The organism is uncultured Pseudokineococcus sp., from assembly GCF_947499845.1.
Taxonomy (GTDB): Bacteria; Actinomycetota; Actinomycetes; order Actinomycetales; family Quadrisphaeraceae; genus Pseudokineococcus.
Genome location: NZ_CANMPM010000010.1, coordinates 85,868 through 108,224 on the forward strand (window position 1 = coordinate 85,868; position 22,357 = coordinate 108,224).

General features: G+C 77.6%; 15 protein-coding genes and 1 pseudogene. 9 read left to right on the forward strand and 7 right to left on the reverse strand.

Translation table 11 applies throughout. The annotated features are described in order from the left end of the window. Window positions 1-48: 48 nt before the first annotated feature. Window positions 49-2,205, forward strand: a complete 2,157-nt coding sequence (locus Q0789_RS10970) for a DUF6077 domain-containing protein (RefSeq protein ID WP_298805065.1) — start codon at window positions 49-51, stop codon at window positions 2,203-2,205. Window positions 2,206-2,260: 55 nt separating this feature from the next. Here the strand turns inward: Q0789_RS10970 and Q0789_RS10975 are convergent, their stop codons facing one another. Continuing rightward, window positions 2,261-2,809 carry a PTS glucose transporter subunit IIA gene (locus Q0789_RS10975; protein WP_298805067.1) on the reverse strand — a complete coding sequence of 183 codons (549 nt, stop codon included), beginning with the start codon at window positions 2,807-2,809 and terminating at the stop codon, window positions 2,261-2,263. A gap of 185 nt (window positions 2,810-2,994) precedes the next feature. Between Q0789_RS10975 and Q0789_RS10980 the strand changes: the two genes are divergently transcribed. The 5 genes from Q0789_RS10980 to Q0789_RS11000 all read left to right on the forward strand — a co-directional run bounded on the left by Q0789_RS10980 (window position 2,995) and on the right by Q0789_RS11000 (window position 9,796). Further along, a complete protein-coding gene (locus Q0789_RS10980; RefSeq protein WP_298805069.1) occupies window positions 2,995-3,513 on the forward strand; it encodes a hemerythrin domain-containing protein in 519 nt (172 codons plus the stop codon). 445 nt (window positions 3,514-3,958) lie between these two features. Further along, window positions 3,959-4,450, forward strand: coding sequence for an FBP domain-containing protein (locus tag Q0789_RS10985; RefSeq protein ID WP_298805071.1), 492 nt, complete (start codon window positions 3,959-3,961; stop codon window positions 4,448-4,450). A 212-nt stretch (window positions 4,451-4,662) separates the two neighbouring features. Next, window positions 4,663-6,594: a glycoside hydrolase family 3 protein gene (locus Q0789_RS10990; RefSeq protein ID WP_298805073.1), complete on the forward strand. Its 1,932-nt coding sequence runs from the start codon at window positions 4,663-4,665 to the stop codon at window positions 6,592-6,594. Next, window positions 6,591-7,964 carry a DUF1343 domain-containing protein gene (locus Q0789_RS10995; protein ID WP_298805075.1) on the forward strand — a complete coding sequence of 458 codons (1,374 nt, stop codon included), beginning with the start codon at window positions 6,591-6,593 and terminating at the stop codon, window positions 7,962-7,964. The genes Q0789_RS10990 and Q0789_RS10995 overlap by 4 nt, the downstream gene beginning before the upstream one ends. After that, entirely contained in the window at window positions 7,961-9,796 is a 1,836-nt protein-coding gene (locus Q0789_RS11000; protein WP_298805077.1) for a serine hydrolase domain-containing protein, read from the forward strand. Before Q0789_RS10995 ends, Q0789_RS11000 begins: the two co-directional genes overlap by 4 nt. A 91-nt stretch (window positions 9,797-9,887) precedes the next feature. On the opposite strand, the gene murQ is transcribed toward Q0789_RS11000, so the two are convergent. Continuing rightward, entirely contained in the window at window positions 9,888-10,832 is a 945-nt protein-coding gene (murQ, locus tag Q0789_RS11005) for an N-acetylmuramic acid 6-phosphate etherase (RefSeq protein ID WP_298805079.1), read from the reverse strand. An 81-nt stretch (window positions 10,833-10,913) separates the two neighbouring features. Beyond that, the gene (locus Q0789_RS11010; RefSeq protein ID WP_298805081.1) at window positions 10,914-11,657 is read right to left on the reverse strand and encodes a GntR family transcriptional regulator; all 744 of its coding nucleotides are present in this window, start codon (window positions 11,655-11,657) and stop codon (window positions 10,914-10,916) included. 165 nt (window positions 11,658-11,822) lie between these two features. On the opposite strand from Q0789_RS11010, the gene Q0789_RS11015 reads away from it, so the two are divergent. After that, window positions 11,823-13,178 carry an FAD-linked oxidase C-terminal domain-containing protein gene (locus Q0789_RS11015; RefSeq protein WP_298805083.1) on the forward strand — a complete coding sequence of 452 codons (1,356 nt, stop codon included), beginning with the start codon at window positions 11,823-11,825 and terminating at the stop codon, window positions 13,176-13,178. Between the two features lie 157 nt (window positions 13,179-13,335). Here the strand turns inward: Q0789_RS11015 and Q0789_RS11020 are convergent, their stop codons facing one another. Further along, on the reverse strand, window positions 13,336-15,504 hold the full coding sequence (locus Q0789_RS11020; protein WP_298805085.1) for an HNH endonuclease signature motif containing protein: 2,169 nt from the start codon (window positions 15,502-15,504) through the stop codon (window positions 13,336-13,338). A gap of 457 nt (window positions 15,505-15,961) precedes the next feature. Here Q0789_RS11020 and Q0789_RS11025 point away from each other — a divergent pair, with 457 nt between their 5' ends. Together Q0789_RS11025 and Q0789_RS11030 are read left to right on the forward strand one after the other, a co-directional pair. Continuing rightward, window positions 15,962-19,087, forward strand: a complete 3,126-nt coding sequence (locus Q0789_RS11025) for a glycoside hydrolase family 38 C-terminal domain-containing protein (RefSeq protein WP_298805087.1) — start codon at window positions 15,962-15,964, stop codon at window positions 19,085-19,087. An 80-nt stretch (window positions 19,088-19,167) separates the two neighbouring features. Next, complete coding sequence (locus Q0789_RS11030) at window positions 19,168-20,133, forward strand: aldo/keto reductase (RefSeq protein ID WP_298805089.1); 966 nt, start codon at window positions 19,168-19,170, stop codon at window positions 20,131-20,133. A gap of 102 nt (window positions 20,134-20,235) precedes the next feature. On the opposite strand, the gene Q0789_RS11035 is transcribed toward Q0789_RS11030, so the two are convergent. The 3 genes and pseudogenes from Q0789_RS11035 to Q0789_RS11040 all read right to left on the reverse strand — a co-directional run bounded on the left by Q0789_RS11035 (window position 20,236) and on the right by Q0789_RS11040 (window position 22,276). Next, entirely contained in the window at window positions 20,236-21,516 is a 1,281-nt protein-coding gene (locus Q0789_RS11035; RefSeq protein WP_298805091.1) for a tripartite tricarboxylate transporter permease, read from the reverse strand. 20 nt (window positions 21,517-21,536) lie between these two features. Next, a pseudogene (locus tag Q0789_RS16735) lies at window positions 21,537-21,992 on the reverse strand (hypothetical protein); the annotation flags it as partial. Continuing rightward, window positions 21,878-22,276 carry a hypothetical protein gene (locus tag Q0789_RS11040; protein WP_298805092.1) on the reverse strand — a complete coding sequence of 133 codons (399 nt, stop codon included), beginning with the start codon at window positions 22,274-22,276 and terminating at the stop codon, window positions 21,878-21,880. The pseudogene Q0789_RS16735 and the gene Q0789_RS11040, both read right to left, overlap by 115 nt. Window positions 22,277-22,357: the final 81 nt, after the last annotated feature.

Sequence of the window (22,357 nt, forward strand, 5' to 3'; positions counted from 1 at the left end):
CCCCTGGCGCCCGCAGCCGCTCCACCGGGCGTCACCTAGCGTGGGCGCGTGGTGCAGGCGGCGCAGGCAGCGGGGACGGCGCCCGCTGCTGCGCCGGTCGAGCCCGTGGGTCCTGCGACGCCGGCCGCGACCGGGCGCCTCGAGCGAGGGGTCGGCCGCGTGCTGGACGCCGCGGTGCTGCTCCTGGCCACGTGGACGCCCGTCTACCACCTGTGCCTCCTGCTGCGGTGGGGCGTCGGCGCCGCCGTGGCGCTCGAGGTGCTCGCGCTCGCCGGGGTCGCCGTCGCGCTGCGGCTGACGCGCTCCCGCCGCAGCGGGCGCACGGTGCCCGCGCCCGGCGCCGCCACCGCGACGGTCACCGTCGGCCCCGGCAGCAGCGGCGGGCCGGTCGCCGGGGCCGACGAGCGTCCTCCGGGTCGACGCCGCGCGCGCGGGCGAGCCCCGGCCCTCGTCGTCGCCCTCGCGCTCGCCGAGGCCGTCCTCCTGGCCGTCCGCGCGCCGTGGCCGCTCGTGGCCGCGCTGTGGCTGGCGGCCGCGGCGGCGGGGACGGCCACCGCTGTCCGGGCGCTGCGGCGGGCGACCCGCTCGGGGGACGAGCCGGCGGGGGCGGTGGCGCGGCCGGGCCGGTCGGGCGTCGTCGTCGCGCTCGTCTGGGCGGCCGCGCTCGCGGTGCTGGCCGGCGCGACCCGGTGGCCCAACCCGGACGACCTCTACTACGTCAACCTCTCGCAGTGGACGGCCGAGCGGGGCACCTTCCCGCTGCGCGACACGATCTTCTCCGACGAGGTCTTCCCCATGACGAGCTTCCCGCCCGTCGCCTCCTACGACGGGCTGCTGGGGACGCTCGCCCACCTGCTCGGCGTGCCCGCGGCGTCGGTGGCCTACCTCGTCGTGCCGTCGGTGGCGACGGCGCTGTCGGTGCTCGCCCTGTGGCGCCTGCTGCGGGCGTGGCGGACGCCGCTCGTCGCGGTGGCACTGAGCCTCGCGCTCGTCTTCCTCCTGTGGGACGGCGGGCCGGGCTACGCGGCGCCGGGCAACCTGTTCCTCATCCGGCTGTGGCAGGGCAAGGTTGTGCTGCTGTGCCTGCTGGTGCCGCTGCTCCTCGTCGCGCTGCTGCGCCACGTCGAGCGCGCGCTGGCCACGGGCCGCTCGGCGCGCCGCGACCTGGCGGCCCTGGCCGCGGGCGGCACCGCGGCGGTGGGCCTGTCGACGACGGGCATCTTCCTCGTGCCGGTGCTCGCCCTCGGCGGGGTGGCCCCGCTCCTCGTCGCCCGCCGCTGGCGCGCGGCGGCGACGGGCTTCGTCGTGGCGTCGGCCTACCCGCTGGCCGCGGGCGCCGTGACCCTCGCCGTGGGCGGCCGGTCGGCCGACGACTTCGCCGAGCGCCGCCTCTTCCGCTTCGACCCGTCCTGGTTCGGGCACGAGATCTTCCGCGACGGCGTCTACGGGCTCGTCGGCGTCGCGGCGGTGCTGCTCGGGGCGCTGCTCGTGCCCTCGCGGGCGGCGCGGGTGACGACGGGCGTGCTCGCCCTCGTCGTCGGGGTGACCTTCGTGCCCGGGGTCACGCAGCTGGCGTACGACCTCGTCGGCCTCGGCCCGACGCTGTGGCGGATCAGCTGGGCCGTCACCGTCGCCGCGCTCGTCGGCGTCCTCGGCGCTCGCCTCGCCGCCGGCGGCCGCCGACGGCGCCTGCTCCTGCCCGCCGGCGTGGCCGCCGCGCTCGTCGCCGCCGGACTGCCGATCTGGTCCCCGGCCAACGGCGTGTCCCTCGACTGGCCGCCGCGGTACGAGCGCGGGCTGGGGTCCGTCGTCGTCGCCGAGGACGTCATCGCCCGCGCCGCGCCGGGCGACACGGTGCTCCTGCCCGAGCAGGACGCCATCACCCTCACCGTGCTCACCACGCGCGTGAAGACCGTCGCGCCGCGCGACTACTTCCTCGACCAGCTGAGGGACGTGCCCGGCTTCCGCTACGAGCAGCGGCTGCTGCTCGTGCGCTTCGCGAACGGCGAGGTCGTCTTCGCCCCGGGCGACGAGGTGGTCGCTGCGCTCGACGACCTCGACGTCGACCAGGTCTGCCTGCTCTTCCCCGAGGAGGGCGAGCCGCCGTACCGGACCACGCGGGTCGTCGAGCGCGCGCAGCTCCTGCTCGGCGCGGGCTTCACCCCGACGCAGCGCGTGGGCCGCACGTCCTGCTACGCCCGCTGAGCGCCGGCCCGGGACGCGCGTGCGGCTCGGCCGCGGGGCTGTCGGCCTCCTCCGCCTACGGCACCCACGTCCAGAGCCGGTCGCCCGCACCCACGTGGCCGTGGGCGAGGTCGGCGAGGGCCTCGTCGGGGGTGTCCATCGCGATGACGGGCACGAGCGGCGAGCGGCCCCCGCGCTCCACGGCACCCGGGTCCCAGCGGACCACCGGCTGGCCGGCCTCGACCACCTCGCCCTGCTCGACGAGGAGCTCGAAGCCCTCGCCGCGCAGCTGCACCGTGCCGATGCCGAGGTGCACGAGGACGGCGGCGCCGTCGTCGCCCGCCACCACGAAGGCGTGCGCGTAGATGACGACGACCCGTCCGCCGATGGGCGCGACGGCCTCGACCGGTCCGTCCCGGCCCGGGTCGAGCGCGACGCCGCAGCCGGGCAGGCCCTGCGCGAAGACGCGGTCGGGGACGTCGGCCAGGGGTCGGACGGCGCCGGCGAGAGGGGCGACCACGGGGCGGGTCGCCGACGGCCGGCGCGTCGCGGGTCCCCGTCCGCCGCGGGCGCTGCCGGGCTCGGGGCTCGGCACCTGGTCGGCGGGGTCCTGCTCGAGGTCCACGGCTCCTCCTGGGCTGGACCGCCCGCCCCGTCGGCGGCCGGCTGGGCGCCAGAGGGTACGGGCGCGGGCGCCGACCGGCCCCCGACGTTTGACCCGAGGGCTGCTCGCCGGGCCGCCCACCGGGTACCCCAGGGGTCGCGCCGCCCGCCCTGCGGGGCACGGGGGACCGGTGCGACCCTCCGCCCGTGGACATCTGCGACTACATCCTCCACGACCACGACGAGCAGCGGCGCCTCTTCGCGATCCTCGACGAGGTGCCCCGCGACGACGCCCGGGCGCTCGGGATCGTCTGGCACCGCCTCGAGGTGCTGCTCGAGGTCCACGCCCAGGCGGAGGAGGAGCTCTTCTACCCCCGGCTGCTGCAGCTCGGGAAGGGCGAGGGCGACAAGGACAGCGCCGAGGACGAGACCCTCGACGCCGTCGACGACCACGACGACATCCGCAAGGGCGTCCGGGCCGCGCGGGAGCACGAGGTCGGCAGCCAGGAGTGGTGGGACGCCGTCCAGGCGGCCCGCGAGGCCAACGACGACCACATGGGCGAGGAGGAGCGCGAGGCGCTGCCGGACTTCCGCCACCACGCCACGCCGCAGGAGCGCCACGACCTCGCGGTCGCCTTCGCCGTCTACGAGGCGGAGCACGCCGACGGCCACGGCGTCGACGCGAGCGACCGGGACCCGCAGGCGTACGTCGACGCCCACAGCTGACGCCCCACGGCTGACGCCTCACGGCTGACGCGCAGAGCGGCCGGCCGGCCCGACCGCCGTCGGCCGGCCAGGGCCGACGTGGCGGGCAGGACATGGCCGGCGCGGCGCGGGTGCCCGGCGACGCAGCGAGGGCCGGCGTGGGCGGCGGCGGCCGGAACACGGTCGACCGGAGGTCGACGTCGGCGTACCGTCCCGGGCGTGACCAACTCGTCCCGGACGGCGCCGCGGCGCCCGGAGGTGGTCGGCGGCTCGTCCGCCGGCAGCAGGTAGCCGCCGCCCGGTGCTCGCCCCGCCCCTCGTGGCCGCGCGGGCACCGGCAGCGGCTCCGCGGCACCCGACGTCCCAGCCCCCCGCGCGACAGCGGGGCGTCCGGCGCGCCGCCGCGGGGCCCGCCCCCGGACGACGCCCGCGGGCCCGCGCCCGCGCCCTCCCGATCGGTGATGCCGTGCTCCCCCTGACCCCTGACCGGATCCGCTCCTGCTTCGTCGGCGCCTCCCGCAAGGAGCTCGCCGACATGAGCCCCCCGCCGGAGCTCGCGACCCTCGACTGGGACCGCCTCGACGTCCTCGGCTGGCGCGACGCGAGGCTGCCGCGGCGCTCGTACGTCGTCGTCCCGGTGGACTCCCGGCCCGTCGGCCTCCTCCTGCTGCAGGCCTCCGCCGCGCCGCGCCGGCGCGCCCAGTGCGCGTGGTGCCAGGACGTCGAGCTGCCCGCCGACGTCGTCCTGCGCTCGGCGCGCCGGGCCGGGGCGGCCGGGCGCGCCGGCGACACGGTCGGGACCCTCGTGTGCGAGGGCTTCGAGTGCTCGGCCAACGTCCGCCGCACCCCGCCCCTGCCCTACGAGGGGTTCGACCTCGAGGCGGCGCGCGCCGAGCGCGTCGCCGGGCTGCAGGCCCGCGCGGCCGGCTTCGCGCGGGCGGTGCTCGCGTCGTCCTGAGCCCGTCACCGACGACGGCGGCCGGGCGAGGCGTCTGCTCGTCGTCACCCAGCCGCCGCCGGACGAGGCCTCCGCCCCGCCCCGCCGCGTCGGAGGTGGGGGTCTTGACCGATATGCACCCGAGGGCGATAGTCCATTGGTCTACCGGCGGCGCGAAGGGGCGTCCCGGGCCGTGAGGCGCCGGTGGGCCCGTCGACCCCGAGGGAGCTCTCGTGAGCAGTCCGTCCGCCACCTCCGCCGGCGGTGCCCCGCCGCGGGCGCGCCGCCTCCGCCGGACGGCGGCGGCCGCGCTCGTCGGCGCCGCCACGGCCCTGTCCGCCGCGCTGCCCGTCTCGCTCGTCGCCGCGCCGGCCGCGTCCGCCGACGCCCCGAGCCGGGAGGACGTCTACGTCAAGCGCGTCATGCACCGGATGACGCTGCCGCAGAAGGTCGGCCAGATGATGACCGGCTACGTCTACGGCAGCGACGCGCGCACGTCCGACCCGCGGAACACCGCCCTGTACGGGGTCGCGACGCCCGCGGAGGTCGTCGAGGAGTACGCGCTCGGCGGAGTCGTCCACTTCGCGTGGACCGACAGCTTCCGCGAGGGGCCGGAGCAGCTGGCCCGGCTGAACGACGGGCTCCAGGAGGCGGCTCGTGGCGCGAACCGGCGCGTGCCGCTGATGATCTCGACCGACCAGGAGACCGGTCTCGTGGCCCGTCTCGGTCCGCCCGCGACCGGCTTCCCGGGCGCCATGGCGCTGGGGGCGGGGCGCAGCCCCGAGGACGCCCGCCGAGCGGCCGCCGTCACGGGCACCGAGCTGAGGGCCGTCGGCATCACGCAGGACTACGCGCCGGTCGCCGACGTCAACGTCGACCCGGCCAACCCCGTCATCGGGGTCCGCTCGTTCGGCTCCGACCCTCAGCTCGTCGCCGACATGGTCGCCGCGCAGGTCGTCGGCTACCAGGAGGACGGCGGCGTCGCGACGTCCGCCAAGCACTTCCCGGGGCACGGCGACACGGCGACGGACAGCCACGTCGGTCTCCCCGTCATCGACCACACGCGCGAGGAGTGGGAGCGGCTCGACGCCCCGCCCTTCCGCGCCGCCGTGGAGGCCGGCGTCGACGCGGTGATGACGGCGCACATCGTCGTCCCGTCGCTCGACCCCTCGGGCGTCCCGGCGACCCTGTCGGAGCCCATCATGACCGGCGTCCTGCGCGAGGAGATGGGCTTCGAGGGCGTCATCACCACCGACTCCCTCGAGATGGAGGGCGTCCGGACGATGTTCGGCGACGGCGAGGTGGCCGTCCGCGCCGTCGAGGCGGGCGCCGACGTGCTGCTCATGCCGGCGCAGCCGCGGGTCGCCGTCGACGCCCTGCTCGGGGCCGTGGCGTCCGGTCGGCTCACGGAGGAGCGCCTCGACGAGAGCGTCGAGCGCGTGCTGCGCCTGAAGTGGCACCGCGGCGTCGTCGCCGACAGCTCCACGGACGTCGACGCCGTCCTGTCGACCCTCGGCTCGGCGGAGCACCAGGCCGTGGCGCAGGAGGTCACCGACCGCACCACGACGCTCCTGCGCGACGACGCCGGCCTGCTCCCCCTCGCGGGCGGCGAGCAGCGGGACGTCCTCGTCACCGGGTGGGGCGCGGCCCCGGCCGCGGCGCTCGGCGCGGCGCTCTCCGAGCACGGCGACGTCGTCGAGGTGCAGGAGGTCGGCGCGTCCGCGCCCGACCCGACCGACCCGCCGGACCCGGGCGACCCCGGCGGCGGCCCGGCGGACCCCGCGCTGGACACGGCCGTCGCGGCGGCCGAGGAGGCCGACCTGGTCGTCGTCCTGACGAACGGGGCGTGGAGCTCCCCGCGCGGCGACCGCCAGCGCCGGGCCGTCGCCGAGCTCGTCGCGACGGGCACCCCCGTCGTCCACGTCGCCGTCCGCGACCCGTACGACGTCGCCCACCTGCCCGGCGTGACGACCTCGCTCGCCACCTACTCGACGACGCCGGTGGCGATGCGCTCGCTCGCCCGCGTGCTGCACGGGGACGTCGCCCCGGCGGGCCGCCTGCCCGTCGACGTGCCGGCCGCCGACGGCTCCGGCGTGCTGCTGCCCCTCGGGTGGGGCCTGACCTACGGCGCCGACGGCGCGACCTCGCTGGGAGGGGCGCGATGAGCGGGCGGCAGCACGTCGCGGCCAGCCGCCGGTCCTTCCTCGGCGCGCTCGGCGCCGGCGCGGCCGCGGCCCCCGCCGCGGTGCTGGGGAGCGCGCTCCCGGCGTCGTCCTCCGGCGCCCCCTCGGCACCGGGACGGCCGGTGCGCACCGGCACCGGCCGGCGGCGCCCCCGCGTCCAGACGGGCGCCGACCGGCTCGCGGCGGACGGCTTCGCCGCGCTCGCCGGCCAGCGGGTCGGGGTCATCACCAACCCGACCGGCGTGCTGGCCGACCTGCGGCACGAGGTCGACGTCATGGCCGCGAGCGGCGCCGTCGACCTGCGCGCCGTCCTGGGACCCGAGCACGGCTTCCGCGGTGCCGCCCAGGCGGGCGAGTCGGAGGACACCTCCGTCGACGAGCGCACCGGCGTCACCGTCTACGACGCGTACGGGGCGGGCGCCGACGACTTCGCGCGCCTCTACGACGAGGCGGACGTGGAGACGGTCGTCTTCGACATCCAGGACGTCGGTGCCCGGTTCTACACCTACGTCTGGACGATGTACGACGCCATGGTCGCCGCGGCGACGACGGGGCGGCGCTTCCTCGTCCTCGACCGGCCGAACCCCGTCGGGGGCGACGCCCGCGGCCCGATGATGACCGACGAGTTCCGCACCTTCGTCGGCAACCAGCGCATCGCCCAGCAGCACGGGATGACCGTGGGCGAGCTGGCGGCCTTCCTCGACGGCGAGCTCATCACCGAGGAGACCGGCGGGGCGCGCCTCGGGGACCGCCTCGAGGTCGTGCCGATGCGCGGCTGGCGGGGCAGCCTGCCGTGGGAGGACACCGGGCTGCCGTGGGTGCCGCCGAGCCCCAACGTGCCGACGCCCGACGTCGCCCTCGCCTACACGGGCACGTGCTGGTTCGAGGGCACGCTCATGTCCGAGGGCCGCGGCACGACGACGCCCTTCCAGACGGTCGGGTCGCCGGGCGCGGACTGGCGCTGGCCGGAGGCCGTGGCCGGGTACGACCTCGACGGCCTCGCCGTCCGCGAGGCGTCCTTCACCCCGACCTTCTCCAAGCACGCCGGCGAGGTCTGCCACGGGCTGCAGCTGCACGTCACCGACCCGGTCGGGGGCGTCGACGCGATCACCGCCGCGACGGCGATGCTCGTGGAGGCCCGTCGACTCGTCGACGGCTTCGCCTGGCGGGAGGACGCCTACGACCCGGCCCGACCCTTCTGGGTCGACAAGCTGTCGGGCTCGAGCCGGCTGCGCGAGATGGTCGACGCGGGCGCCTCGGTCGCCGAGGTCACGGCGGCGTGGGCGCCCGAGCTGGCGGCGTTCGAGGCGCAGCGCCGGCCCTACCTGCGCTACCCGCGGGGGCTGTCGTGAGCCGGCCGCTCGCGGTGCGGCGGGGCCGGCGCGCGGCGGTGCTGGGGACGGTGCTCGCCTGCGCCCTCGTCCTGCCGTCCACCGCCGTCGCCGCGGCCCCCGCGCCCGGGGCCGGGGAGGTCGGCGGTGAGGCGCCGGCCGGACGCTTCGACGTCCCCCTCGCCGGCTTCCTGCCACCGACGTCGCTGCGCCGCGGGGCGCCCGAGGAGGTCGGGCTCGACCCGGCCCCGCTGCGGGACGCGCTGGCAGAGGTGGCCGAGCACTCCGCCGACGGCCCCGCGGACGCACGCCTGTACCCGGGCTCCGTCGCCCTCGTGGGGCACCGGGGCGTCGTCGTCGCGGAGGAGGCGCACGGCCTGGCCGTCCAGTACGCGGGCGAGCCGGGCGCGACGACGGCGACCGAGCTGCCGGGCTCGGAGCAGGTGCCCGTGACGACGGCCACGCGGTTCGACATGGCCTCGGTCTCGAAGCTCTTCACCTCCATCGCGGTCATGCAGCAGGTCGAGGCCGGGCGGGTCGACCTCGACGCCCGCGTGGTCCGCTACCTGCCCGAGTTCGCGGTCGGCGGCGAGGCGAAGTCGCGCGTGACCGTGCGGCAGCTGCTCACGCACACCGCGGGCTTCGCGCCCTTCGTGCCGCTCTGGAGCCTGTACCCGGATCGCGACAGCCGGGTCCGGGGAGCGCTGCAGCAGCCGCTGCAGAGCGAGCCGGGCACGGCCTACGTCTACAGCGACCTGTCGATGATCAGCCTCGGCGCGCTCGTCGAGGAGGTGACGGGGGAGCGCCTCGACACGGTCGTCCGCGACGCCATCACGGCCCCGCTGGGCATGGACGACACCGGCTACGCCACGCCGGGCGCGCCCGTCGAGGGCGCCGCGGCCACCGAGCTGCAGGTCGTGCCGCCGCGCGGCGTCGTCCGGGGGGAGGTGCACGACGAGAACGCGTGGTCGCTCGACGGCGTCGCCGGCCACGCGGGCGTGTTCTCGACGGCCGAGGACATGGCGCGGCTGGCGCAGGCCCTGCTCTCCGGCGGCGTGGCGGGCGACGGCACGCGGGTCCTGCGCGAGAGCTCGGTGCGCCGGCTCGTGACGGACGAGAACACCGAGTTCCCCGGTGACGCCCACGGCCTCGGCTTCGAGCTCGACCAGCGCTGGTACATGGACGGGCTGTCGAGCGCCCGGACCGCGGGGCACACCGGCTTCACCGGCACCTCGCTGGTGCTCGACCTCGCGTCGGGCTCGTTCGCCGTGCTGCTGACGAACCGGGTGCACCCCAGCCGGGACGGCGGCTCGGTGAACCCGGCGCGGCGGGCCCTCGCCCGCGGCCTCGGGCAGGCGCTGCGCGTGCCGCCGCGCGTCGGTGACGACGCCTGGTCCACGCAGCCGGTCGACGCCACGACGCAGGTCCTGGCGACGGCGGTGGACAGCCCGCCGCGCGGGGCCGTGCTGTCCTTCGCCGCCCTCGTCGACGTCGAGGCCACCGACCCGCTCGTCGTCGAGTCCTCCGCGGACGGCGGCGTCACGTGGCAGCGGGTGCCCCTGCGGGCGCGGACGGCGCCCGAGCAGGGGATCGTCGGGCGCGTGGTCCACGCGCGGGACGGCGCGCTGGCCGCGCACGGGCACCGCACGTGGTGGGACGTCACGGGCCGGCTGCCCGCCGGGCCCTCGGACGGCGACCTGCTCGTGCGCTGGCGGTACACGACGGACGCCCTCTACCAGGGCCGCGGCGTGGTCGTCGACGACGTGCGGGTCGCGGCGCGCGGCGACGTCCTGCTCGACGCCGAGGCGGACCCGGGCGCTCTCGTCGCGGACGGCTGGGTCCGCACCGGGTGACCTCTCGACCGCCGTCTGCCGCTCTCTCGTCGGGGTCGTAGAGAGCGGCAGACGGCGGTCGACGACCTGGTCCGGGACCCTGCCGTCAGCGTCAGCGCCATCCCCCGGCGCGCGCCCGCTCCACCGCCGCCCGCACCCGGCCCCCGGCGGCGTCGAGCAGCTGCCGGGCCCGCTCGGCGTCGACGCCCCCGAGCAGGGCGACGACCGCCGTGCCCGCGTGGCCGTCGGCGGCCGTGACGGCGCGCTCGACGTCCTCGTCGTCGGCCCCGGTCGCCTGGGCGACGATGCGCCGCACGCGCTCGGCGAGCTTGGCGTTGGTCACGCGGACGTCGACCATGAGGTTGCCGTAGGTGCGGCCGCGGCGGACCATCACCGCCGTCGAGAGCTGGTTGAGCACGAGCTTCTGCGCCGTGCCGGCCTTGAGGCGGGTGGAGCCGGCGACGACCTCGGGCCCGGTGGGCACCTCGACCGCCACGTCGACCCGCGCGCTCAACGCTGCTGCCGCGTTGCTGCTGACGCCCACGGTGCCGGCGCCCGCGGCGCGGGCGGCGTCGACGGCGCCGAGGACGTAGGGCGTGCGCCCCGACGCGGTGATGCCGACGACGACGTCGTCCGGCCCCACGTCGTGGGCGCGCACGTCCGCGGCGCCGGCGGCCTCGTCGTCCTCCGCCCCCTCGCGGGCGCCGAAGACGGCCTGCGGGCCGCCCGCCATGACGGCGACGACGAGACCGGGGTCGGTGCCGTACGTCGGGGGCAGCTCGGCGGCGTCGACGACGGCGAGGCGTCCTGGCGTGCCCGCCCCGACGTAGAGGAGCCGCCCCCCGCGCTCCGTCCGCTCGACGACGAGGTCGACGGCCGCGGCCACGGCGTCGCCGGCGGCGGCCACGACGGCGGGGACCTCCGCGTCGGCCTCGGCGAGCAGCGCGACCACCTCACGGGTGCTGCGCACGTCGAGGTCGGCGAGCTCGGGGCGGACGGCCTCCGTGGGCAGGCGGCCGAGGGCGGCGGCGTCCACCGGTGCGGCGTGGGCGGTCATGGCGCTCCAGACGGTCGTGGGCGGTGGGTCGTGGCGGCGGCGGCGCCGGTCGGGCGGTGCCGGGGTGCTCGGCTCCCCCTCTCAGGAGGGAGCGCTCGTGCGTCCCGTGGCCGGGGGCGCGACGGTGGGCGACGCCGTGCCCAGCGGCGCGACGATCCGGTAGCGGTCACCGCGGTAGACGGAGCGCACGAGCTCCAGGCGGCGGCCGTCCGCGTCACGGGTCGTGCGCTCGATGAGGAAGGCCGGCGCGTGCAGCGGCACCTGGAGGAGCGTGGACTCCTCGGCGCTCGCCGCGGTCACCTCGAGGAGCTGCTCGCCCGAGGCCACCTCGACGCCGTACCGGTGGGCGAGGACGGCGTAGAACGACGTGTCGACGAGGTCCTCGCCGACGAGGCCCGGCACGAGATCGGCCGGCACGTGCAGGTCCTCCAGGGCCATCGGCTCGTCGTCGGCCAGGCGCAGACGGCGCACGCGCAGGACCTCCGTGGCCGGGTCCACCTCGAGCCGCTGCGCGACCGCCGCACCCGCCGGCTCCGTGCGGGCCGTCACGAGGCGAGCGCCCGGCCGCATCCCGCGGGCCACCATGTCGGCGCTGAAGGAGGTGACGCGCAGCGGCTGGGCGAGCTTCGGCGCCGCCGCGAAGGTCCCGGCGCCCTGCCGGCGGACGAGCCGGCCAGCTGCCGCGAGGTCGTCGACGACCCGGCGCAGCGTCACCCGCGACGTGCCGATGCGGGCGGCCAGGTCGCGCTCCGGCGGCAGCGGCTCCCCGGGGCTGAGGGTGGCGAGCAGGTCCTCGACGGCGGAGGCGACGTCGATCGCGCGCACGGGCTCCTCCGGGGGCTGGGCGGTGCGGGCGGACGGGACGGCCACCGGCGGGGCGTCCGTCCGCCCGCGGGCCCCGCTGGACGGCAGGACGTCCCCGCACGGTAGACCACTGGTATGTCACCGTGGGGGGACGGTGCGAGCCGGCGGGACGACGAGGAGACGGCCATGACGGTGCACGAGGAGCGCGAGGCGCCGCAGGTCCGGGTGGACCGCGCGAGCCGCGAGGCGGCCTCCACGGACTGGTCGGGCCACCGGCCCGCCGGCCTGCCCGACGCGGTGGTGCGGGCGCGCAGCACCGAGGACGTCGTCGCCGTCCTGCGGCGGGCGACGGCGGAGCGCACGCCGGTCGTGACGCGCGGCGCCGGCACGGGTCTCGCCGGCGCGGCGTCCGCGACGACCGGTGAGCTGGTCCTCGACGTCTCGGGCATGGACCGCGTGCTCGACCTCCGCGTCGACGACCAGGTCGCCGTCGTGCAGCCGGGCGTCCTCGTCGCCGACCTCGACGCCGCCGCGGCCGAGCACGGGCTGATGTACGCCCCCGACCCGGCGAGCGCCGCCCTCGCGAGCGTCGGCGGCAGCATCGCCACCAACGCCGGGGGCCTGCGCTGCGCCAAGTACGGCGCCACCCGGGAGGCCGTCCTCGGCCTGGAGGTGGTGCTCGCCGACGGGCGCGTGCTGCGCACGGGCCGCGCGACGACGAAGGGCGTCGCCGGCTACGACCTCACCGCCCTGCTCGTCGGCTCCGAGGGCACGCTCGGCGTCGTCGTCGAGGCGACGCTGCGGCTTCGCCCGCGGCCCCGGCAGCAGGCGACGACGAGCGCCTTCTTCGCCGACGTCGCGGCCGCCGCCCGGGCCGCCGTCGCGGTGACCCGCGCGGGCGTCCAGCCCGCGGTGCTCGAGCTCGTCGACGCGGCGACGCTCGAGGCCGTCGACGCCGCCCGGGGCACCGACCTGCGCGCCCGCGGCGCCGCCCTGCTCCTCGCGCAGACCGACGGCGACGGTGCGGCCGCCGAGGCCGAGGCCGTGCTCGCCGCCGTCTCCGGTGAGGCGCTCGAGGCGGAGACGACGACCGACCCCTCTCGCGCCGCCGAGCTCATGACGGCGCGCCGCGAGGCCCTGCCGTCGTTGCAGCGGCTCGGCCAGGCCGTCATCGAGGACGTCGCGGTGCCGCGCTCCCGGCTCGCCGACGCCGTGACGGGGGTCGAGGAGGTCTCCCGCCGGACAGGCGTGCGCATCGCCGTCTTCGCGCACGCCGGCGACGGGAACCTCCACCCCGTGCTCGTCGTGCCCGAGGGCGAGGACGTCCTGTCCGGGGCGCCCTGGGACGCCGCCTGCCAGGTCTTCGCGCTGGCGCAGCGTCTCGGCGGCACGCTCACGGGCGAGCACGGCGTCGGGCTGCTCAAGCGGGCCTGGCTGCGCGAGGAGCTCGGCGACGTGTCGATGGACGTCCACGCCGCCGTGAAGGCCGCCTTCGACCCCCTCGGCATCCTCAACCCGGGCAAGGCCGTCGTCGACGGGTGAGGCGGCGGGCCGCCGCGCCGGTGACCTCCGTCCTGTCCGGTGACTTCTGTCCTGTCCGGTGACCTCCGTCTTGCCGGATAACCTTTGTCCTGCCCGGTGACCTCGTCCGGAGCGGTGGACCTGCCGTGTCCACTCGGGTGGGTCGAGCGCTTCGGCCTCAGAAGGGCGGATCCCCGCCGCCCCAGGAGTCCGGTGGCGCCGGCTCGGCGCGGAGGCCGTCGGGGCGCGGGTCGCCGCCGTCCTCCTGCTGGCGCTCACCCTGCCGCCGCTCCTCCTGCCGGCGCTCACCTTCCTCGAGCTCCTCTCGGTCGCGGGCGACGCAGCTGCGGGCCCACCGCGCGTCGTCGGCGCCCGCGTCGTGCGCCGGGTAGGTCGCCTCGGTCGGACGGGCTGTCTCGCTCCCCGAGGACCCACCGGCAGCAGGAGCACCGGAGGCGGCAGGGATGGCGGGCGGCAGCAGCGGCTCGGCGCGCGTGGTGGCGGTCTGCCCCAGCGGGCTCGTCCAGCGGGTCGGGCCGCCGCCACCGGCAGGGCGCTGGACCCGCCAACCGAAGCGGTGCTTGGCCAGGTGGTGGCGTCGGCACAGCGGGTGGAGGTTGCACGGGCACGTGGGGCCGCCGGTCGCGTAGGGCTCCACGTGGTCGAGGTCGCAGCGCTCGGCCGGCACGCGGCAGCCGGGGAAGGCGCACCGGGTCCGCGTGGCACGCAGGTGCCGCTGCGTGGCCGCGCTCGGCGTGTACGGGCCGCCTCCGGCGGCGGCGACGGGGCAGGCCGGGCGAGGACGCGCCGGTGCGCCGCGACGACGCCCGGGAGGACCGGAGGTGGTCGGGGGAGTCGACGGCTCGGGGACGTCCGGCGGTGAGGTGTCGGGCGGGGGGTCGCTCGCGGCCGGCCCGCAGTCACGCGCGCCTCCGTCGCTCGGCCCGATGGACGCAGGTCCGCTCGGCGCAGGTCCGCCGCTGGCCGCGCCGGCGTCCGCGGGCGAGCCCTCCGCGAGGAGCCTCTGCAGTCCCGGCAGCGGCACCGTCGCCGTGGTCCGGCGGCCCGCCCCGCCGGAGACGCGCAGGAGGTGCCCGTCCAGGGCGACCAGACGCCCGGTGGCGGGGTCGGTGAAGGCCCGACGGAACGGGTGGTGGCGCAGGTGCTCGGCGAGGTGGGCGGCGGGGACGGGCCCGACGCCCGCCAGCTGCGCGGGCTCGTCGTCGAGGCCGAGCAGGCTCGTCATCGCGACGACCACCTGCGGCCCGTGGCAGCGACCGCCGTGCGCGCCGGTGCGCTCGGCGGAGTGGTCGTCGGCGTCGTCGTCAGCGGCCGGCCGACCTCCCGCCGCGCCGGCGTCCTCGTCGGTCGCGCGCCCGGCGGTCGCACCGGGCTCCGCGACCCCCGCCGGCGGCCGCACGAGGACGTCGACGAGCGCGTCGAAGCGCCGCGCGTCCACGCCGCGACGGTCGGGCAGCGACGCCGGGTCGACGACGAGCGGGTCGACCCCGGCGGCCTGGGCGGCGTGCGGGTCGGTGCGCCCGTGAGGGCCGGAACGGTTCCGGGCGGCACCGGTGAGGGCGTCGAAGGCGCAGGCGAGGTCGAGGGCGGGACCGGTGGCGCGCAGCTCGGCCAGCCCGTCACCCAGGGGCAGCAGGCGGACGCCGCGGGCGCAGACTCCCTCCCGGCTCCGGGCGGCCTGCTCGGCGGGCTCCACCACGGCGGCGAGGTGCCGGACCCGCGCGCGGAGCTCGGCCGTCGTCAGCCCGGCGAGCTCGGCGGGCTGCAGCAGCGCGTCGACCCGCCGCGCCGACGCCGCGGGCAGGTGCGCCGTCCCGTCGACGACCACCTTCGCGCGGGCCTCGTCCGTGGTCCCGGCCGCCAGCGCGGCGTAGGTGGCCGTGAGGTCGGTGGTGAGCGCCAGCGCCTGGTCGACGAGGTGGGCGGCGGCCGCCGTCGTCAGGCGCATCGCCAGGGCCACCTCGGCGACGGCGGCCTCCACGGGGTCGCCCGTGGCGTGCGCGCGCACGACCTGCGCCCGCGCCCGCTGACGAGCCCGGTGGCGGGCTCGGGCGGCCGCGGGCGACCCGGCGCGCGCGCCTCCGGTGGCCGTGAGCGCCGACGTGACCTCGGCTCCGCCGCTGAGCGGCCCGGCGAGCCCGTCGGGGGCGGAGAGGGCGTCGACGAGGTCCGCGACCGCCCGCAGGGTCCCGGCCCAGGACCGCGCTCGCTCCGCCTGCCCGACGACCATGCCGTCGACGAGGGCGCGGGCGCGGTCACGCGCCGGGTCGGTGGCGCCTGGCGGGCCGTCCTCCGAGGGGGCGCGCTCGCCGTCCGTGGCCTCCACGGCACCCCCCTCCTCGACAGTCGAACACGTGTTCGAACAACCACCAAGGTAGCGCGCCCCACCGACAGCGGCCCGTCGACGGCGGCCGCCTGTGGACGACCGGTCGACGGCGCCCGATGCCGTCGTCTGCGTCCGTCTCGACACGGCGCTAGACGGGGCGAGAGACCTCGATCGACGGCCAGGCCGCTGTGACCGCCGCAGTGGTCGACGACCCGCCGGTGCGCTCACCACCGCACGGCGGCAGCGTGTGCCTTGATGTCCGAGCCGGACCCCCCGACGACCGGACCCCCCGACGACCGGACCCACCGACGACGGGAACCACCGACGACCGGACCCACCGGGGACCGGCCCCCACCCCGACCCGGCCCCGAGACCCGCCGACCACCGCCCCGCCGACCGCCCCACCGACCGCGACCACCGCCGACCGCGCCCACCGGCTGACCCGAGCGGAGACCCCGTGCACGACGACCGCGACCTCCTCCGCGCCCGGCTGGCGCGCACCCTCGAGCACCGCCTGCGTCCCGCCGTGCACCGCACGGTGGCGCCCCTGCACGTCGAGGCCTGGCACGTGGCCGACGAGGAGGGGCGCCCTGGCCGGGGGGAGCCCGTGGCCCCCGCCGCCGCCCTGCCCGGCCCGGCGCGCGCCGTCGACGCCCTCTACGAGCCGATGGCCGTGGGCGACGCGTGGGGCCCGGCGTGGGGCACCACCTGGCTCCACCTCACCGGTGACGTGCCCCCCGAGGCGGCCGGGCGCCGGGTCGAGCTCGTCGTCGACCTCGGCTGGCGGGGCGCGACGCCGGGCTTCCAGGCCGAGGGCCTCGCCTACCGCCCCGACGGGACGCCCGTGAAGGGCCTCAACCCCCGCAACGGCTGGGTGCCCGTGGCCGACCCCGCCGCGGGCGGCGAGCGCGTCGACCTCTTCGTCGAGGCCGCGGCCAACCCCCTCGTGCTGCCCGACGAGGGCGACCGCTTCGGCCCGACCGCGCTGGGCGACCGGTCCACCGCGCCCTTCGCCCCGCTGTACCGGCTCGACCGCGCCGACGTCGCCGTCCTCGAGACCGACGTCCACGAGCTCGTCGCGGACCTCGAGGTCCTGGGCGGCCTCCTCGCCGAGCTGGCCGACGGCGACCCGCGCGGCTGGCAGGTGGCGCGCGCGCTGGAGCGCGCCCTCGACGCCCTCGACCTGCAGGACGTCGCCGGCTCGGCCGCCGCGGCCCGCGCGGAGCTGACGCAGGTGCTCGTTGCGCCGGCGACGGCCAGCGCGCACCGCGTCACCGCCGTCGGGCACGCGCACATCGACTCGGCGTGGCTCTGGCCGCTGCGGGAGACGGTGCGCAAGGTCGCGCGGACGGCGTCGAACGTCGTCGACCTCATGGACGCGCCCGAGGGACGCGACCTCGTCCACGCCATGAGCTCCGCGCAGCAGTACGCGTGGCTCGAGGAGCACCGCCCCGAGGTCTTCGCCCGCGTCGCGGAGAAGGTGCGCGACGGGCGCTTCGTGCCGGTCGGCGGCATGTGGGTCGAGTCCGACACGAACATGCCGGGCTCGGAGGCCATGGCGCGCCAGCTCGTCCACGGCAAGCGGTACTTCCTCGAGCGCTTCGGCGTCGACTCGCAGGAGGTCTGGCTGCCGGACTCCTTCGGCTACTCGGCGGCGCTGCCCCAGCTCGTGCGCCTCTCGGGCTCCCGGTGGTTCCTCACGCAGAAGATCAGCTGGAACACGACGGACGTCTTCCCGCACCACACCTTCTGGTGGGAGGGCCTCGACGGCACCCGCGTCCTCACCCACTTCCCGCCCGTCGACACGTACAACGCCGAGCTGACGGGCGCGGAGCTCGCCCACGCCCAGCGCAACCACCGCGACACGGCCTGGTCGAACCGGTCCCTCGTGCCGTTCGGGTACGGCGACGGCGGCGGCGGCCCCACCCGCGAGATGCTCCAGCGAGCGCGGCGCACCGCCGACCTCGAGGGCTCGCCCCGCGTCGCCGTCGAGGCGCCGTCGGCCTTCTTCGCCGCGGTCGAGGACGAGGACGCCGACGGACCCGTGTGGGTGGGCGAGCTGTACCTCGAGATGCACCGGGGCACCTACACCTCGCAGGCGGCCACCAAGCGGGGCAACCGCCGCAGCGAGCACCTCCTGCGGGAGGCCGAGCTGTGGTCGACGGCGGCCGCGCTCGCCGACGAGACCTTCGCCTACCCCCACGACGACCTCGACCGGCTGTGGAGGACGGTGCTCCTGCACCAGTTTCACGACATCCTCCCCGGCTCGTCCATCGCCTGGGTGCACCGCGAGGCGCGCGCGACCTACGCCCGCGTCGCCGAGGAGCTCGAGGGCCTCGTCGCGTCCGCCCTGGACGCGCTCCCGGGTGACGGGAGCGACGGCGACGTCGTCCTCAACGCCGCCCCGCACGCCCGTCGCGGCGTCCCCGCGCTGGGCGCCGGCGTCCCCGACGACGGCGCGGCGCCCGCGCGGGCCGAGCGGGACGGCGACGGGTGGGTGCTCGACAACGGCCTGGTCCGCGCCGTCGTGGACGCCCGCGGGCTGCTCACCTCCGTGCGCGACCTCGCTGCCGACCGCGAGGTCCTCGCCCCGGGGGGCGCGGGCGCGCTGCTCCAGCTGCACCCCGACGCCCCGAACGCCTGGGACTCCTGGGACCTCGACGCCTCCTACCGCCACCGCGTGAGCGACCTCGTCGGCGCCGACGCCGTCGAGCTGCTGCCGGACGCCGGCGACGGCGCCGCCGGCGTGCGGGTGCGCCGCTCCTTCGGCGCCTCGACCGCGGTGCAGGACCTCGTGCTCGTCCCCGGCGCGGCCCGCGTCGACGTCCGCTGCGAGGTGGGGTGGGCCGAGCGCGAGAAGGTCCTCAAGCTCGCCTTCCCGCTCGACGTGCACACCGACTCGGCCGCCTTCGAGACGCAGTTCGGCCACCTGCGGCGCGCCACCCACGTCAACACGACGTGGGACGCCGCCCGCTTCGAGGTCTGCGCCCACCGGTTCGTCCACGTCGGCGAGCCGGGCTACGGCGTCGCCGTCGTCAACGACGCCACCTACGGGCACGACGTCACCCGGCACCCCCGCGAGGGCGGCGGCACGACGTCGACCGTCCGCCTGTCGCTCCTGCGCGCGCCGCGCTTCCCGGACCCCGACACCGACCAGGGGACCCACGTGCTGCGCGCGTCCCTCGTCGTCGGCGCCGGGACGGCCGACGCCGTCCGGGAGGGCTACGCCCTCAACCTGCCGGAGCGGCGCGTCGCCGGGGGCTGCGCCGTCGCCCCGGTCGTCCGCCTGGAGGACGAGAGCGCCCCGGGCGCCGTCGTCGTCGAGGCGGTCAAGCTCGCCGACGACCGGTCCGGTGACGTCGTCGTCCGGCTCTACGAGGCGCTCGGCGGCCGCGCCCGCGCCCGCCTCCTCCCGTCCTTCCCCGTCGCGGGCGTCGACGAGGTCGACCTGCTCGAGCGCCCCGCGCCCGACGACGTCCGCGGCGCGCTGGCGAGCGGCGACCCCGACGAGGGGGGCGGCGCGGCGCTGCGGCTGCGGCCGTTCCAGGTGGTGACCCTGCGCCTGACCCGCCGCACGACCTGACCCGCCGCACGAATTGACCCGCCGCACGACCCGCCCAGCCCGACCACCCGACCGACCGACCCGACGGATGCGGAGCCCCTGTGCCGACCACCACCACCGACCCCCTCGCGACCCGCCCGCTGGGCCGCACGGGCCTGACCACCACCGCCCTGGCCCTCGGGACGAGCTCGCTCGGCGGGACGACGATCCCGCCCGCGCACGACGTCCCGGAGGAGGAGGCGCTCGCGACGGTCGAGGAGGTGCTCCGCCGCGGCATCACCCACCTCGACACCTCGAACCAGTACGGCGACGGCGAGAGCGAGCGGCGCCTCAGCCTCGGGCTGCGGCGCGCGGGCGGTCTGCCCGACGGCGTCCTGCTCGCGACGAAGGTCGACCCGCTGCCCGGCGGCGACGACTTCTCCGGCGCCCGGGTGCGCCGCTCGGTGCAGGAGAGCCTCGAGCGCCTCGGGCAGGAGCGCTTCGACCTCGTGCACCTCCACGACCCCGAGCGGATCTCCTTCGAGGACGCCACGGCCCCCGGCGGCCCCGTCGAGGCGCTCGTCGCCCTGCGCGAGGAGGGGCTCGTCGGCCACCTCGGCGTCGCCGGCGGGCCCGTGGACCTGCTGCGCCGCTACGTCGCCACGGGCGTCTTCGAGGTCGTCCTCACCCACAACCGGCTCACCCTCGTCGACTCCTCCGCGGAGCCGCTCGTCGCGGACGCCGCGGCCGCGGGCGTCGCCGTCGTCAACGCGGCGCCGTACGGCGGCGGGATGCTCGTGCGCGGCCCTGACGAGGTCCCCACCTACTGCTACCGGCCCGCGGGTGAGGACGTCCTCGCCCGCGTGCGCGAGATGCAGCGGGTCTGCGAGGAGGCCGGCGTCCCCCTCGCCGCCGCCGCCCTCCAGTTCTCGCTGCGCGACGAGCGCGTCGCCTCGACCGTCGTGGGCATGTCCGCGCCCGGACGCGTGGCGCGCACGCTCGAGCTGGCGCGCCACCCGGTCGACGACGCGACGTGGGCGCGCCTGCAGGAGCTCGCCGCACCGGGTCGCGCCGGCGTCGGGCTCTGAGCCGGGGCGGCCGCGTCGACCGCTCGATCACCGCCTCTGCCGCCGTCTGGGACGAGCCCTAGACGGCGGCAGAGACCGGTCGAGACCCCCGGTGGCCGAGCCTCAGACGTCCGCGCTGCGGCGCCGCCGCACCTGCGCGACGAGCGCGACGACGAGGAGCGCGTAGATGACGACGGTGATGGGCGTGGAGACGAGCACCGTCGGGTCGCCCTGGCTGATCGTCAGGCTCCGGCGGAGGTTCAGCTCCGCGAGGGGGCCGAGGATGACGGCGATGAGCACCGGGGCCAGCGGGACGTCGTGGCGGCGCATGACGAAGCCGAGCAGCCCCAGCAGGAGCAGCAGCACGAGGTCGACGACGGAGCCCGCCGAGGCGTAGATGCCCAGCCCCGCGAAGACGGCGATGCCGGCGTAGAGGTACTGCCGGGGGATGCGCAGGAGCTGCGCCCACACCGGGGCGAAGGGCAGGTTGAGCACGAGCAGCACGACGAGCCCGATGAAGAGGCTCGCGATGAGCGCCCAGACGAGGTCGCCCGAGCGGGCGAAGAGCAGCGGCCCGGTCTGGAAGCCGAACTGCTGGAAGGCGCCGAGGAGCACGGCGGCCGTGGCGGACGTCGGCAGGCCGAGCGCCAGCAGCGCGCCCATGGCCGTGCCGGCGGTGGCGTTGCCGGCGGCCTCCGGGCCGGCGACGCCGCGGATGGCGCCGCGGCCGAACATCGGGCGCCGGCGCCGGGCGTCGAGCCGCCGCTCGGTGCCGTAGGCGAGGAAGGTCGGCACCTCGGACCCGCCGACGGGGATGACGCCGAAGGGGACGCCGAAGGCCGTGCCGCGCAGCCACGCCGGCAGCGCCTCCCGGAACTCCGCCCGCGAGAGGAAGGGGCGGCCCCTCACCGTGACGAGCCGGTCGCCGCTCTGCCAGCGCGAGCGGGACGCGACCTGGAGCACCTCGCCGAGCGCCAGCAGGCCGACGGTGATGACGACGATCCCGATGCCGTCGAGGAGCTGCGGCACCCCGAGCGTGAAGCGCACCGTCCCCGTCAGGGTGTCGATGCCCATGACGCCGACCGTGAACCCGATGACGAGCGCCGCCAGCCCCTTGAGCGCCGAGTCGGCGACGACGAAGGCCGTGGCGACGAAGGCGAAGACGGTGAGGGCGAAGAACTCCTCCGGACCGAACGCCGAGGCCAGGTCCGCGAAGGCCGGCGCCCCGAAGGCGACGACCGTCGTCGCGATGAGGCCGCCGGTGAAGGCGCCGATGGCCGACGTCGCGAGCGCCTGCGCGGCGCGCCCGTCGAGGGCCATCCGGTGGCCCTCGAACGTCGCGGCGATGGCCGAGGAGTTGCCCGGCGGCCCCCGAGGAGCAGCCCGTACGTCGGCGGGAGGCACAGCGCCAGGGAGGCCAGGGCGTTGACGAGGACGGCCGCCGGCAGCACGCGCCGGACCGGGACGACGTCGAGCAGGGGGCCGAGCAGGAGGCTCCCGACTGCGGCGGCGAGGGCGTGCGCACCGACCGTCAGGCCGACCTGCGAGCCGGTGAGCCCCACCTCCTCGCCGAGGCCCACCGAGACGGGGATGTAGGCGAGGCCGCTCAGCGGCCCGTAGAGGACGAGCACGCCCGCGGTGGTCGCGGCAGGGAGGGTCCGTCTCGTCCGGGTCCGTCCCACCGGGGCAGCCTCTCCCGCCCCGACGTGGGGCGCCACACCCCGTCGTCGTCCGCGGTGCGGGCGCCGGACCGGGACGCGCCGGGTCAGGCCCGGCGTCGCCCGGCGACGAGCGCGGCGACGAGGAGCCACGCCGTCGTGGCGACGACGGTGAGCGAGAGCGGCACGTGCACCGAGAGCGGGGCGTGGTCGCCGCTCCACGCCTGGAGGAACGTGATGGCGAAGGTCACGACGGCGAGGACGCCGAGGCGCAGCGACGCGCCGGTGCGCCACCACCACAGCGCCGCCAGCGCCGCCAGGCCGGAGGTGACGTGGAGGACGATCGCGCCGCCGCCGTGCAGCCCGAGCCAGGAGGGGTCCTGGACGAGGCTGCCCGCGGTGACGAACTGCCAGACGACGGCGAGCACGCTGAGGGCGGCGGTGACCTGCAGGGCGCGAAGGGCGCCGTGCGAGCCGGACGTGGTGGTGCGGGCGGTCGTCGCCATGGGGGTGCCTCTCGGGCGGGGGGCCGCTCCGCAGCGGCCCGTCGTGCCCACACCAGCACCCCCGGCGCCGCTCCGCCATCC

Excerpts from the sequence above, each read along its gene's own strand:
- Q0789_RS10995 (WP_298805075.1), top strand. The coding sequence starts at position 6,591 with ATGAGCGGGCGGCAGCACGTCGCGGCCAGCCGCCGGTCCTTCCTCGGC.
- murQ (WP_298805079.1), bottom strand. The coding sequence starts at position 10,832 with ATGACCGCCCACGCCGCACCGGTGGACGCCGCCGCCCTCGGCCGCCTG.
- Q0789_RS11015 (WP_298805083.1), top strand. The coding sequence starts at position 11,823 with ATGACGGTGCACGAGGAGCGCGAGGCGCCGCAGGTCCGGGTGGACCGC.
- Q0789_RS11040 (WP_298805092.1), bottom strand. The coding sequence starts at position 22,276 with ATGGCGACGACCGCCCGCACCACCACGTCCGGCTCGCACGGCGCCCTT.